General features: G+C 63.6%; 12 protein-coding genes and 1 pseudogene. 6 read left to right on the forward strand and 7 right to left on the reverse strand.

Features of this window, described 5'->3' with window-relative positions; genetic code table 11:
- Positions 1-711: pseudogene (locus L981_RS34970) on the forward strand (hydroxyacylglutathione hydrolase); the annotation flags it as partial.
- Here L981_RS34970 and L981_RS05120 read toward each other — a convergent pair.
- The 5 genes from L981_RS05120 to L981_RS05140 all read right to left on the reverse strand — a co-directional run bounded on the left by L981_RS05120 (position 658) and on the right by L981_RS05140 (position 4,174).
- A complete protein-coding gene (locus tag L981_RS05120) occupies positions 658-1,413 on the reverse strand; it encodes an MOSC domain-containing protein (protein WP_052201601.1) in 756 nt (251 codons plus the stop codon). The pseudogene L981_RS34970 and the gene L981_RS05120 overlap by 54 nt on opposite strands.
- Complete coding sequence (locus tag L981_RS05125) at positions 1,406-2,113, reverse strand: glutamine amidotransferase (RefSeq protein WP_043612456.1); 708 nt, start codon at positions 2,111-2,113, stop codon at positions 1,406-1,408. The genes L981_RS05120 and L981_RS05125 overlap by 8 nt, the downstream gene beginning before the upstream one ends.
- Positions 2,114-2,138: 25 nt before the next feature.
- Positions 2,139-2,693 (reverse strand): peroxiredoxin, encoded by a 555-nt coding sequence (locus tag L981_RS05130; RefSeq protein ID WP_156133969.1) that lies wholly within the window; start codon positions 2,691-2,693, stop codon positions 2,139-2,141.
- A 61-nt stretch (positions 2,694-2,754) separates the two neighbouring features.
- Positions 2,755-3,303, reverse strand: coding sequence for a carboxymuconolactone decarboxylase family protein (locus tag L981_RS05135; RefSeq protein ID WP_043612460.1), 549 nt, complete (start codon positions 3,301-3,303; stop codon positions 2,755-2,757).
- Between the two features lie 214 nt (positions 3,304-3,517).
- The gene (locus L981_RS05140) at positions 3,518-4,174 is read right to left on the reverse strand and encodes a MarR family winged helix-turn-helix transcriptional regulator (RefSeq protein ID WP_043612462.1); all 657 of its coding nucleotides are present in this window, start codon (positions 4,172-4,174) and stop codon (positions 3,518-3,520) included.
- A 149-nt stretch (positions 4,175-4,323) separates the two neighbouring features.
- On the opposite strand from L981_RS05140, the gene L981_RS05145 reads away from it, so the two are divergent.
- The 5 genes from L981_RS05145 (at position 4,324) to L981_RS05165 (ending at position 9,515) form a co-directional block, all read left to right on the forward strand.
- Positions 4,324-4,770 (forward strand): pseudoazurin, encoded by a 447-nt coding sequence (locus tag L981_RS05145; protein WP_082005895.1) that lies wholly within the window; start codon positions 4,324-4,326, stop codon positions 4,768-4,770.
- 116 nt (positions 4,771-4,886) lie between these two features.
- Positions 4,887-5,429 (forward strand): MgtC/SapB family protein, encoded by a 543-nt coding sequence (locus L981_RS05150; RefSeq protein WP_052201602.1) that lies wholly within the window; start codon positions 4,887-4,889, stop codon positions 5,427-5,429.
- Positions 5,430-5,568: 139 nt separating this feature from the next.
- Complete coding sequence (locus L981_RS05155; protein WP_043612464.1) at positions 5,569-6,597, forward strand: alpha/beta fold hydrolase; 1,029 nt, start codon at positions 5,569-5,571, stop codon at positions 6,595-6,597.
- Between the two features lie 256 nt (positions 6,598-6,853).
- Complete coding sequence (locus L981_RS05160; RefSeq protein ID WP_052201603.1) at positions 6,854-8,689, forward strand: patatin-like phospholipase family protein; 1,836 nt, start codon at positions 6,854-6,856, stop codon at positions 8,687-8,689.
- Between the two features lie 364 nt (positions 8,690-9,053).
- The gene (locus L981_RS05165) at positions 9,054-9,515 is read left to right on the forward strand and encodes a hypothetical protein (RefSeq protein WP_043612552.1); all 462 of its coding nucleotides are present in this window, start codon (positions 9,054-9,056) and stop codon (positions 9,513-9,515) included.
- Positions 9,516-9,611: 96 nt separating this feature from the next.
- Here the strand turns inward: L981_RS05165 and ppk2 are convergent, their stop codons facing one another.
- Complete coding sequence (gene ppk2 / locus L981_RS05170) at positions 9,612-10,466, reverse strand: polyphosphate kinase 2 (protein ID WP_043612466.1); 855 nt, start codon at positions 10,464-10,466, stop codon at positions 9,612-9,614.
- Entirely contained in the window at positions 10,453-12,216 is a 1,764-nt protein-coding gene (locus L981_RS05175) for a SulP family inorganic anion transporter (RefSeq protein ID WP_052201604.1), read from the reverse strand. Before L981_RS05175 ends, ppk2 begins: the two co-directional genes overlap by 14 nt.
- Positions 12,217-12,350 lie beyond the last annotated feature (134 nt).

Consider the following 12,350-nt stretch of genomic DNA (forward strand, 5'->3'; position numbering starts at 1 on the left):
CTCGAGCTTCTTCGACGCGTGCGCCTGGCGGTGCGGCAAGCCGCTTTGGCGGGGCTCAGCTGGCATGCGGTTTTCGATGCCCTGCGCAGCCAGGGTGGACAGGTATGGCGTGCGCTGCCGGTGGCGGAGCGCCGCCTGCTGGTAAGGCGCCTGCGGCCCTTCTGGGACGCGCACCGCTTTCGCGTGGCGCCGCAGATCGACGACGCGATCCGGCAGGCAGCCGAGACGGGACAGTTGCGCATTCTCGGCGCTTCGATCGAAGGCGTCGAACGCTATGGCCAAGTCATCGCGGTCGACATCCGTCACCGGCACACGCGTGCCCATGAGCGCCTGTTGTTCGATGCCTGCGTCGTGACGACCGGCCCGGCGCATACGGGCGTTCTTTCCAGCCAGGAATGGCTTGCGGATCTGGCGTCGAAGGGCTGGCTGCGCCTAGACAGTGTCGGGCTTGGGCTTGCCTGCGATGAGGCGAGCCGGGCGATCGGGGCAAGCGGCGCAGCTGAGAGATCGCTGATCGTTGCCGGCCCGCTGGCGCGCGGCACCTTCGGCGAACTCATGGGCCTGCCGCAGGTCAACGATCACGCGATCTTTGTTGCCGACGAGATCGCCGAGATGCTGGCGAGGGCGGACAGGGGCGCCACCCGCCGGAGGGCGGCGTCATCCGTTCGGCAGCGAGCGGTCACGGCCATCGACGGCGCCATCAGGCGTTGAAGCCGGAGCCTCGCCGTCGAGCCGGCGGGACCAATCTTCGACCGCCCGCGTCTGCAGGCGCTTGGCGGCGTACTCGCGCCAATTCGGCGGCAGGATGGCGAGATCGGCGATTGCGGACAGGGCCTCGCGGTTGAGCGTATCGACGTAAAGATAGTGCCACAGCCGGGCGATCGTCCATTCGGGATGGCGCCGCTCGACGCGTTGCATCCGGTCGTCGGGGGAAACCATGCCCGTTTCGATGACCCGGTAGTACCATCCGGTGCGGCCGGTCTGCTGGACGCGGCGGGCCATGTCCGGCAAATCGAAACGGCGGTTCAGCTTCCAGCACGGCTGCCGGCCCTGGCTCACCTCGAGAAGGGTTTCGCCGAGGCGGAACCGGTCGCCGATCGCGACATCGCTTTCGGTCAGCCCCAAGGCCGAGATGTTCTCGCCGAACGCGCCCGGCTGCTGCAGCCGCGCAACGCTTCCGATCTCGTCAGCCCATGTCTGATAATGGTCGCGCGGGTAATGGTGCACGGCCTTGTCCGGGCCGCCGTGCCTCTTCAGATCGCCCTGATGGTCGCCGGCAAAGCCGGTTGTGCCGAGATGCACCGGGCCGAGAGCCGGGCGTTTGTCGATGCCGCTTAGGGTTCCGCGGTCGTCGATCGGCGAGAGGCTGCCGATGAGCAGGGCGTCGAGCGCGAACGGGGCCGGCTCAACCATCGATGTTCTCCAGCCATTCGCCGATCACCGAAGCGGCCGCTGCCTCGAGATGAGGCCCGAGACGTCGGGCATCGGCGCGCAGGATCGGAACGCTGAGCCCGGCGGCCGCCAGTTCGCAGGCGTGACCGACGAGCCAGCGTTCGAACGCCGCGCCGGTTTGCGCCTCCGGGTGAAACTGGAGGGCGAGCACCGTCTTGCCGCGCGCAAAGCCTTGTTGCGCAATCAGCGGTGTCGAAGCCAGAAGTTCCGTGCCGGCGGGCAGGTCGTAGGTATCGCCGTGCCAATGTAGGACGGAGACATCGGCCAGATGGCGGAGGGGGGAGGCCCGGCCTGCGGCGGTCAGGCTCAACGGCGAAAATCCGATCTCCTTCAGGCCGGAAGGATAGACGCTGGCACCGAGCGCACGGGCGATCAGCTGGGCGCCGAGGCAGATGCCGAGCGTCGGCCGGTCGCCGGCAAGACGCGCCTGAAGCATGGCGATTTCCCCTGCGATGAAGGGGTAGGCCTCGTCTTCATAGACGCCGATCGGGCCGCCGAGCACGATGACGAGATCGGGCTCCAAGGGATCGAAAGAGAGGTAATTTTCGTCGCCGACATCGCGATACTCGATTTCGAAACCCGCCGCTCGCAGCGGTCCGGCAAAGCTGCCGAGATCTTCGAAATGCACGTGCCTGAGGGCGAGCGCCTTTCTGGTCGTCATCGTCTGTTCTCCATGCTCAGAGGTTCTAGCCGGCACGCGTGTCGGGGACGCAGCCTTCGCTGGTGCAGCCGGCGGAGGTTGCGGCCGCCGTGGCAAAATCGGGGATCGGCGCGGAAAGGAGTGTGGCAAGACGCGCGCCGATGGCCATGTCATCTTCGATGCCGAAACGATGGTGTTCGATGTGACCGTCTCGTCCGATGATGATGGCCGTCGGCGTGCCGCGCATGCCGTAGAGTTCCATCGTTTTCGCTATCGGTCCCTGGTCGGAAGGCTGGTCGACGGCGATCGGGAAGGTCAGGCGATATTCATGAATGAAGGCCTTCAGCGCTTCCGGTGTCATGACCGCGTGATGTTCGAACACCGAATGCAGGCCGAGGACCTGAAGATCGGTGTCCCGAAAAATGCTCTGGACGCGTTGCGTCTGCGGCAGTCCATGCGAAACGCAAGCCGGGCACAGCATCTGAAACGCATGAAGGAAAACGACCCGGCCGCGAAGCTGCGCAAGGCTTGGACGTTCCTGTGTGTTGAACCAGGTCGAAACGGCGAGTTCCGGAGCCGTGATCCTGCGATTGCTGTTCATTGTTCTCATCTCCAAGAGGGCCGGGCGAAGGCTCGCCGCCCGGCCAATGCGATTTCGCAGGTCAGGCGGCTTCGCGGACGAGCTTCACGCCGGGGAAATCGACGGGAACGGCAAGCGCGACGTTGATGTAGTTGGTGAACAGGTTGAGCGCGACATGGGCGACGATCTCGACCACGTCCTCGTCATCGTAGCCGGCCTCGCGCAGGGAGCGCACATCCGCGTCGGATACCTGTCCGCGCGCATCGACGAGCTTCTGCACAAAGGCGAGGGCCGCGGCCGTCTTCGGATCGGCGGACTTGCCACGTTGTGCGGCCGTCATCTCCTCGGCGGTCGCGCCTGCCTTGCGGCCAAGAGCCGTGTGGGCTGCCAGGCAATAGTGGCAATCGTTGCGATCCGCGACGGCAACGGCGATCTGCTCGCCGAGCTTGGCGCCGAGGCGACCGTTGCCGAGTGCACCGAAGGAGCCCCACATGCTGGCAAGGGCCGCCGGCGAATTGGCGACGGCGCGGAACATGTTGGGTGCGACCCCGAAGGCGGAGCGGATTTCGCCAAGCAGTTCGGCGCTGGGACCGGTTGCCGAAACGGGGTCGACTAGATTAATTCTGCTCATGGTTTTCTCTTTCTGTTTGCTGGAGGGAGAAAATTGCCGGTCCGCCGATGGCAGTCGTCGGACCGGCGCCGACATCATCGTCTGTCCGCTTGCGACGCAGGAAACAGCGCTCGCGAATTCCGATGGTGAAGCTTGTTGAAACGGCGCCGGGGATGCTCGATGACGCCTTCAGGACCGCCGGCTTTGGCGCCAGCGACTGGATTGTTTCGCATGATCAGACCGTCTCGCGATTGAAGAGACGCCAGGCGGCCCGTTGCGCCTCGGGTTCCGCCGTTTCGTATTCGCCGCAATCGACGCGCAGTTCCGCCGCTCCGAACGCAGCATCGACGAATGCGCAGTGATGCGGCGCTTTCGGATCGTCGTAGACATGCGGCCGGAAGTATCGACAGTTGACACACATGCGCTGTTCCGGAATGGCGCCAGCCGTCTGCAGGCCGCGGATGATCTTGACGAGATGCATGAGCAGGTCCTGCTGCTCCAGCCTCGAAAGCGAAGCGATGGCATCCTCCGTTGCGGAGGCGAGCCGGCCCGCCCGTCGCACTGCGTCCTCGCCGGCCGGCGTGGTGGCGACCGAAAGCGCGCGTGCGTCGCTCGGATCTGCGCGCTTTTCGACCAGCCCCTTGCGCAGAAGTGCGTTGATGGAGTCCGTCGTCGTCGGCTGGCTGACGCCGAGATAGCCGGCAATCTGCTTCACTCGCATTCCGCCGCGACCACGGGCGACGAGGAAGGTCAGGATCTGCAATTGCGTGGGATTGAGGCCGATCGCGTCCGCGGTAGACCAGGCCTCCGTGCGCATGGCCGTCGCCACGCGGGATAGCCCGTCGCCGATGCGGTCGACCAGGGCCGGTGTCGTGTCAGGTTCCTTGCTCATGAGGCGATTAATATAGGAATCCTATGTATTGTCAACGCCGATAAAAAGCGACGCGAATTTGACGCGCATCAAAGTGGAGGGGGCGTCTCAGGCTTAATCCTCTTCTCGAACAACCCGAACACGGGCTGGTCGCTCAAATGGAGAAGACGATGTTGAATGCAATCAAGAGCGGATTTGGTATCGCGATCGCGGCAATGCTGGTCGCCGCGCCGGCAGCCGCCGCGGACTTCGAAGTGCACATGCTGAACAAGGGCAAGGACGGCGCGATGGTTTTCGAGCCGGCGTCGCTGAAGGTTGCGCCCGGCGACACGGTCACCTTCATCCCGACCGACAAGGGACATAACGTCGAAACCATCAAGGGCATGATCCCCGATGGCGCCGAGGCCTTCAAAAGCAAGATCAATGAAAACTACAAGGTGACCTTCACGGCACCGGGCGTCTACGGCGTCAAGTGCACGCCGCACTACGGCATGGGCATGGTGGGCGTCGTTCAGGTCGGCGATGCGCCGGCAAACCTGGAAGCGGTCAAGGGAGCGAAGAACCCGAAGAAGGCGCAGGAACGCCTGGACGCGGCCCTCGCGGCGCTGGGCAACTAAGCGACTTCTAGCGCTTCGGAGCGGGGTGGGGACAGGCCGCTCCTGGCGTCTGCGCACTGGGTGAGGCGCGGGCGCCATCATGCGGAACCAATGCGGAGCATTCGCGTTGGTTCCGCATGGATCAGATCACCGCCGAATTGTTCCCGCCGTCGCAGATCCCCTATACGGTCATTTTTGCGCGCATCCTCGGAGCGCTGCTGATGGGCGCGGTCATCGGCTTCGAGCGCGAAGTCAAGGCACGCCCGGCCGGCCTCAAGACCCATATGCTCGTCTGCCTCGCAGCCTGCACTTTCGGCATCATCTCGATCGAAAGCGTCCGCCTCGGCGGCTTCTTCGACGAACGCGTCCGCATCGACCCGCTGCGCGTGGTGGAGGCCGTGACCGCAGGCGTCGCCTTCCTTGCAGCCGGAACCATCGTCTTGTCTCGCGGTGAGGTCCAGGGCCTGACGACCGGCGCGAGCCTCTGGCTCGCAGGCGCGATCGGCATCTCCGTCGGCTTTGGCCATTGGATCGTCGCCGGCCTTGCGGTCGGCTCCGCCTTCGCCGTTCTTACCATCATCGGCCATTTCGAGGGCAAGGCCATGCGGCACGAAATGTCCGACGTGGAACCGGAGGGCGAAGGAACTGCTGCGTCCGGCAAGAGACGTCCGAAGCGATAGGTCCGCTGACCCACCACACGCGTGCTTTCCCACTGTTTTTGATGCTGCCACCAGCCGCTTTCGTCCTCGATCGCGTTCGAGGTCGCCGGTTGGCCGTTTTCGCGGGATGGAGGCCAGGTTTTCAACCGAAGGGGCCCTCATGTTCAAACCATTCCTTTTCGCCGGCATCTTGTGGCTTGGTTCCGCAGTGCTCGGTCACGCCAAAGACGCGGTCGGCTTTCGGGAGGCCGACATTTACAAGGACAGCGCTCGACCACTCCACGTTGCGCTCTGGTATTCCACTCAAGACCGCGCGACAGCCACTACCGTTGGCGACAACCGGGCCCTCGAGGGTATCCCGGCTATCAGAAATGCGGCGACCACCAAGGGAGCGCGACCGTTGGTCGTGCTCTCCCACGGTTACGGCGGCAGCTGGCGCAATCTGAATTGGCTGGCGGGCAGGCTGGTCGAGCAAGGCTATGTCGTCGCTGCCCCGGATCACCCGGGCACCACCACGTTCGACAGGAACGCGAAGCAGGCGGCGGAGTTGTGGGAGCGCCCACGCGACCTCAGCCGGGTCATCGATGCCTTGATCGCCGATCCGGCGCTTGCCGGAGACATCGATGAAGGCCGGATTGCAGCCATTGGCCATTCGCTCGGAGGATGGACCGTGAGTGCACTGGCCGGGGCGGCATTCGACGGGGATCGCTTCAGGCGTGATTGCGAGACAAATGCCAGTCCGCGCGCCTGCAGCCTCAGCGCAGAGCTTGGCCTCGATCGGCCCGAGCTCGAAAAAGACCTGAGGGACCCTCGGCTCGATGCCTTCGTGTCGCTCGATCTGGGGCTGGCGCGGGGTTTTGATCCCGACAGCCTGGCACGGGTTCGTCTTCCATCACTGGTCATTGCCGCCGGCACCGATATCGGTGACATGCCGGCCAGGCTCGAATCCGGTTATCTCGCCGAGCGCTTGCCGAAAAATGCGTCCACCTATGTCGAAATCCCCGATGCGATGCATTTCAGCTTCATGCAGACTTGCAAGCTGGGCGCTGCGGCGTTGATCGAGGCGGAGACGCCCGGGGACGGCATCGTCTGCAAGGACGGCGGGGTTCGTGGACGCGACGAGATCCATCGGGAACTCGCTTTTCTCATCATCGGTTTTCTGGCTGAGGCCTTTCCGGCTGGCCCATGAAACGGTGACGCAACGCCGTTCCGCGCAGGAAGGTTGCATCCGGCTGGCGTCCACGGCCTCGCGTGGCTATCGTGTCTTGAGGGGCGATGCCGTCCATTTCTGGTCCGGTGAACGCCGGCTGCGTCGTATTGCATGGTGAGGAAATCTGTTCGGCAATCCCGATCGAAACGGCTAAGCTCGGAAGTGGCCCGTTTCCAAGGAAGGTTCGATGGACGCCACCGGTTCCCTTGCTGCCAAGTTGTTGTCGGAGACCCTAATGTTCGACCAGACGTCGCTGGCCGCACTGGAAGCCTTGGCTGCCAATTCCGATCGCGGCATCGTGCGGCGCGGTGAGGTTCTGGTCCGCCAGGGCGAGCCATCGGACCGGTTTTTCGTGGTTCTCTCCGGCCGCTTCACCGTGCACCGGGATGACATCTCCGAACCGGTTGCCGAAATAGGGCAGGGCGAACTCGTTGGCGAGGTCGGCTTCTTCGCCGGCCTGCCGCGCATGGCCACGGTCGTTGCAGTTCGCGATTCAATTGTCCTTTCAATCTGCGACCACCAGTTCGAAAAGGCGGCGCGCAGCCTGCCGAGCTTGCGCCAGTCGGTGACGACGTTTCTGGCGCGACGGTTCGCCAAGCAAGCGCCGGCTTCGCCGCATGCCAAGGGTGCCTGCCGGATAAGGACGCTCGCAATTGTTGCGGCCGGAAGCAGCCGGGTTTCTCCCCGCTTCATCGACCTGTTGCGCAAGGCTTTCGCCGGGTCCACGCGCACGGCCTTCCTGGCGAGGGCCGACATCGAAGAGCGCTTTCCCGGCATTCCGGTCGATGATCAGCCGGTGCTGGACTGGCTCAACCAATTGGAGGCCAAGGTCGGAGGCATCGTCTACATCGCCGACGAGGAGCCGAGCGACTGGACGCGTGTCTGTATTCGCCAGGCCGATGGCGCCCTATTGGTCGGTGAGGCGTCCGGCTCTGAAAAACGCAACCCGTCGGAGCAACTCGCACTGTCCGTGCATTCGCCATCGAGTGTGCGGCTGGTTCTGGTCCACGGCAGGCGCGCCCCAACGGTCACCGGCACCAGCGCCTGGCTGAACGAGCGCCCCGGCATCCGGCAGCATCACCATGTGGCGCTCGAAGACGGAGAGGATGTCGAGCGCCTGGCCCGCTTCATTTCCGGGGAGGCCAGGGGCTTCGTCGCCGCCGGCGGAGGCTCGCTCGGATGCGCGCATCTTGGCGTCCACAAGGCTTTCGTCGAGGCCGGCGCGTCCTTCGACTATCTGGGAGGCACCAGTTCGGGCGCGGCGATGATGGCGGGCTTTGCCCGCGGCATGAACGCTGACGAGATCAATCGCGGGACGCACGAGATCTTTGTCCGTAGCCGCGCGTTTCGTCGACTGACCGTGCCGCAATATGCGCTGCTGGATCACAAGGTGCTCGACCGCACGCTGCAGGCCGAATATGGCGACGTACTCATCGAGGATCTCTGGCTGCCCTTTTTCGCGCTGTCGACCAATCTCAGCACCGGGCAGGCGCATGTTCATCGCCGCGGAAAGCTGTGGCAGGCCGTCAGAGCGTCGGGCTCGATCCCCGGCATCCTGCCGCCCTTCTTCACGGCCGACGGGGACATGCTGGTCGACGGGGCAATCATGAACAATCTGCCGCTGGAGCAGATGAAGGAGTTGAAGACGGGCCCCAACGTCGTCGTAAGCCTGGGCGGGGGCGGTCCTGGAAAACAGCACATCGACTATGACAGCATACCCGGGGCGTCCGAATTGACCGTCCGGCTACTGAACCCTTTCGGCCGCTCGGGCTTGCCGAAGATCCCCAACCTGATCCAGGTCATTGCCGCAAGCATGTTGGCGCATCGGCCGCAGGAGATTGCGCTTGGCGAAAGGGACATCCTGATTTCCCCACCGGTGTCGGCCGCGATCAGCTTTATGGATTGGAGCCGGCACTCCGAACTGTTCGCCGAAGCCTATCAATGGGCAAGGTCATGGATTGATGAGCGTATCGGTGAAAACGACCCCCGAATGGAGGCCATTTTTGACCTGCCGGCTCACTCCGGCTCGCTGGAAACATATGGCGGGGCAACGGGGCGTTCCGCGCTCTAGGATCCGCCACATATCTGCGGCGCGAACTTTTCCGAGGGCGCGCAGTCGGCTTGAATGCGCGTGGACTTTCGACTGATATTGTCGCCCCTGTTAAGTTGTCACTGTCCTCTTGCGGTTGTGGTATTTTAGGATAGCCTTGTGTCGGGAGAGCCGGCGGCGGCTCTCTCGGTTTGCCGTGAAAAGACCAATAAATAGAGGGTCATCGGAGAAACAGCGGCTCGCGTTCAAAAATGTTTCGTCCCCGAACCGCACTCCGTTCGGGTTCCCTTGGGTGTAACTGCGGGACGTTCCTGGCCATGCGATGCGCGGAAAACGTGTGCCGCCTCGTCACAGAGCGCCCAATAGCTTGAAGTGGATCGATGTGATGTCTGACAACAAGAATGCCGGCGCACCTCCGAGTGCGCAGGACCTCAGAATGCAGATGCTCCAGCGCGAAATGGACGAGATGGACAAGGAGCGGCGGCTGAAATCCATCGAAGAGCAAAAGCACGCCGATTTTGCCGCGGATTTTCTCAAGAAACACGTGACGGAGGAGGAAATCGCCATCGTCCGCCGCCTGGTGACGAACGCCGTGAAAGCCGGCAAGTTCGAAGCGATGGTCTACAGCTTCCCGTCCGAGCTTTGCACCGACAGCGGCCGCGCGATCAACAGCGGCGACCGGGATTGGCCGAACACGTTGCAGGGTAAGGCAAAGGAGTTCTTCGATCGCTATCAGGCCTTCGGCAAGCCGAATGGCTACAAGTTGAAGGCGATGATCATCAACTTCCCCGGCGGCGTTCCCGGTGACGTCGGGTTCTTCCTGAACTGGGCGCCTGAAAAAGTCTGAGGGCGACGGTCCTACGTGGATCGTGTGGTCGCACCGCCGGCCGGTTCCCGATCGAAGCATTCAAAAGCCCGCACCTTTGGTGCGGGCTTTTCAGTTTTACAGAACGTCCGGAACGGTTCTGCGCACGTGGTCGTCCGCGGCAAAGTCATCCGGTCGTTTCTGGCGCTTGCCGAGGTCGGGCTCTGTGAATTTCACGCGCTCGTATGGAATGGACGAGAGAATGTGCGAGATACAGTTGATGCGGGCTCGCTTCTTGTCATCCGACGGCACGATCCACCAGGGCGCAAATTCGGTGTCCGTCATGCGGATCATCTCATTGTAGGCGCGGGTATAGTCCCACCAGCGGCGATAGGATTCGACGTCCATCGGGCTGAGTTTCCATTGACGCAGCGGATCGGCAATGCGCTGCCGGAAGCGCTTTTCCTGCTCCTTCTCGCTGACGTCGAGGAAGTATTTGAGCAGGATGATGCCGCTTTCGACCATGGCCGCTTCGAAACGTGGCGCGAGCTCGAGGAAGCGCCGGGCGCTGTCGTCCGAGCAGAAACCCATGACTCGTTCGACGCCGGGACGGTTGTACCAGGAGCGGTCGAAGATCACGATCTCGCCGGCGGCCGGCAGGTGCTGGATATAGCGCTGCATGTAGATCTGCGACTTCTCGCGGTCGGTCGGCGCCGGCAGCGCGGTGACGCGGAAGACGCGCGGGCTGACACGCTCGGTCAGCCGCTTGATCACGCCGCCCTTGCCGGCCGCATCGCGGCCCTCGAAGACGATCACGATGCGCGCGCCGGTTTTCTTCACCCAGGCCTGCAGATGGGCGGTCTCCTGCTGCAGCCGGGAGAGCTCCTTGGCATAGCCCTCGGACGACGATTCTTCCGAAGTCGTTGCGTCCGCGGCTATTTCGCCGTCGCTCTTGTCTTTGCCCTTCTTCTTCTTGCCGTCATGCTTGCCCATTCTTCCCTCCCGTTTGGACATGGTCATCTGGCTTGATTTCGACGGAGCCGGCCGGCTGGTCGGCGTTCCGCCCGTATTTGGCCTCGTAGGCGTCGAGCGCATCCTCCATCCCCTCGAAGATCATGCCCGGGCCGATCTTCTCGACGACTCCGGACCGCTCGAGCAGGGCGCGCGCATCGGTGTGCAGCTCGGCAAGGCCAAGAGTGATGCCGCGGCTCTTCAGGTCGTCTTGCAACTCGCCAAGCATGTCCGCGGCGGTGCTGTCGATTTGCGGGATGGCGCTCGCGTCGATCACCAGCCAGCGGGCGGGCTGGGGCAGGCTCTCGGCGATCGCTTCCAGCCGCTCGCGAACGTAGTCGGCGTTGTAGAAAAGCAGGCTGTCCTGCACCATGCAGGCGCCGAATCCGGGGACCGGGCGCGCTTCGGTCATGCGATGCAGCTTGTAAAAACCGTCGCGCCCGGGGATGCGGCCCAGCATGGCGTCGTGCGGATACATGGTCTGCAGGATGAGGTAGACCAGCGTCGCGGCAATGGCGATGACCACACCGTTGAGCACGCCGAGGCCGATCGGCCCCCAAAGGGCAATCAGTGCGAAGATGAACTCGATGCGGTTGACGCTCCAGATCCGTCGGAGACCGTCGATGTCGATCAGGCTGAGCGCGGTCGCCGCCAGAATTGCGCCGAGTGCGGCGACCGGCAGGATGCGCAGGACGTTGCCGAGAAAGAGCAGCACCGCCATCAGGGTTGCCGCCGCAACGAGGCTTGCGATCTGCGACCGTCCGCCAACGGCGAAGTTCACGGCCGTGCGTGAATCAGAGGCGGTCACCGGAAACGTCCCGAACAGGCCGGCCGCGATGTTGGCGGCGCCAAAGCCGCTCAGTTCGCGGTTCGGATCGACGCGGTAGCCGCCGAGTGCGGCAAAGCTGCGCGCCGCGATGACGCCGGAGCCGAAACTGACGAGGAAGATCGCGGCCCCCCCTGTCAGCAGGGCGTCGATCGGCAGACCCTCGAGACGGGGCAGGACGAAGGACGGCAGGCCGTCGGGAATGTTGCCGACGACCGTCATGCCGCGCCCTTCGAAATCGAAGAGATAGGATAACAACACGGCGACGAAGACGACGATGACGGGACCTGGAACGGGCGAGCGATAGATCCGGGCGACCTGAAGCAGTGCAAAACACGCCAAGGCAAACACCAGGGTGGGCCAATGGATGGAGCCGGCTTGTCTCAGAAGTTCGAGAATGGGGCTGATCAACCCCTCGGATTCGATCTGCACGCCGGTGACGCGCTTGATCTGCCCGACCAGGATCGAGAGCGAAATGCCGGCAAAAAAGCCCGTGAGGATCGGGCGCGACAGAAAGGTCGCGAGCACGCCGAGACGAACGAGACGGGCAATGAGACAGAGGATGCCGACGATGAGCGCAAGTAGGGCGGCGGCCGTTACGCGGTCGGCGTCGCCGGAGGATGAGGCGAAGACCGTGGTCAGCACCGCCGCCAGCACCGTCATCGTCGCCGCGTCCGGTCCGACGATCAGTTGCCGCGACGGACCGAAGAGGGCGTAGGCGACGAGCGGCGTGATGCTCGCGTAAAGGCCCGTCTCGGGTGGCAGTCCGGCGATCGCCGGATAGGCGATCGCACTCGGCAGTCCGACCGCGGCAATAGCGACGCCGGCGGAGATGTCGTTGCGCAGCCAGCTTCCCTGATACCCCTTAAGGTTGTCCAGAAGCGGCAAGCGAGGCAGGTTCAGCATGCTGACGATCCCCGGGGCGTTGCTCTCTCAAAGTGCTCTAAATGCTATAATTCTGGCCACGCGAGAAGCGCAAACAATGCACTCTACCATTGCGTACATTAGGGATGCAAAACTTTCCTTTCATCGGCTTCGAC

The sequence above is a fragment of the Ensifer sp. ZNC0028 genome (assembly GCF_000799055.1).
In the GTDB taxonomy this organism is placed as follows: domain Bacteria; phylum Pseudomonadota; class Alphaproteobacteria; order Rhizobiales; family Rhizobiaceae; genus Ensifer.

Bases quoted from the DNA above. Each gene is read 5' to 3' on its own strand.
- L981_RS05145 (WP_082005895.1), top strand. From the start codon at position 4,324: ATGTTGAATGCAATCAAGAGCGGATTTGGTATCGCGATCGCGGCAATG.
- L981_RS05150 (WP_052201602.1), top strand. From the start codon at position 4,887: ATGGATCAGATCACCGCCGAATTGTTCCCGCCGTCGCAGATCCCCTAT.
- L981_RS05130 (WP_156133969.1), bottom strand. From the start codon at position 2,693: ATGAACAGCAATCGCAGGATCACGGCTCCGGAACTCGCCGTTTCGACC.
- L981_RS05165 (WP_043612552.1), top strand. From the start codon at position 9,054: ATGTCTGACAACAAGAATGCCGGCGCACCTCCGAGTGCGCAGGACCTC.
- L981_RS05175 (WP_052201604.1), bottom strand. From the start codon at position 12,216: ATGCTGAACCTGCCTCGCTTGCCGCTTCTGGACAACCTTAAGGGGTAT.
- L981_RS05125 (WP_043612456.1), bottom strand. From the start codon at position 2,113: ATGACGACCAGAAAGGCGCTCGCCCTCAGGCACGTGCATTTCGAAGAT.
- L981_RS05155 (WP_043612464.1), top strand. From the start codon at position 5,569: ATGTTCAAACCATTCCTTTTCGCCGGCATCTTGTGGCTTGGTTCCGCA.
- L981_RS05120 (WP_052201601.1), bottom strand. From the start codon at position 1,413: ATGGTTGAGCCGGCCCCGTTCGCGCTCGACGCCCTGCTCATCGGCAGC.
- ppk2 (WP_043612466.1), bottom strand. From the start codon at position 10,466: ATGGGCAAGCATGACGGCAAGAAGAAGAAGGGCAAAGACAAGAGCGAC.
- L981_RS05135 (WP_043612460.1), bottom strand. From the start codon at position 3,303: ATGAGCAGAATTAATCTAGTCGACCCCGTTTCGGCAACCGGTCCCAGC.
- L981_RS05160 (WP_052201603.1), top strand. From the start codon at position 6,854: ATGTTCGACCAGACGTCGCTGGCCGCACTGGAAGCCTTGGCTGCCAAT.
- L981_RS05140 (WP_043612462.1), bottom strand. From the start codon at position 4,174: ATGAGCAAGGAACCTGACACGACACCGGCCCTGGTCGACCGCATCGGC.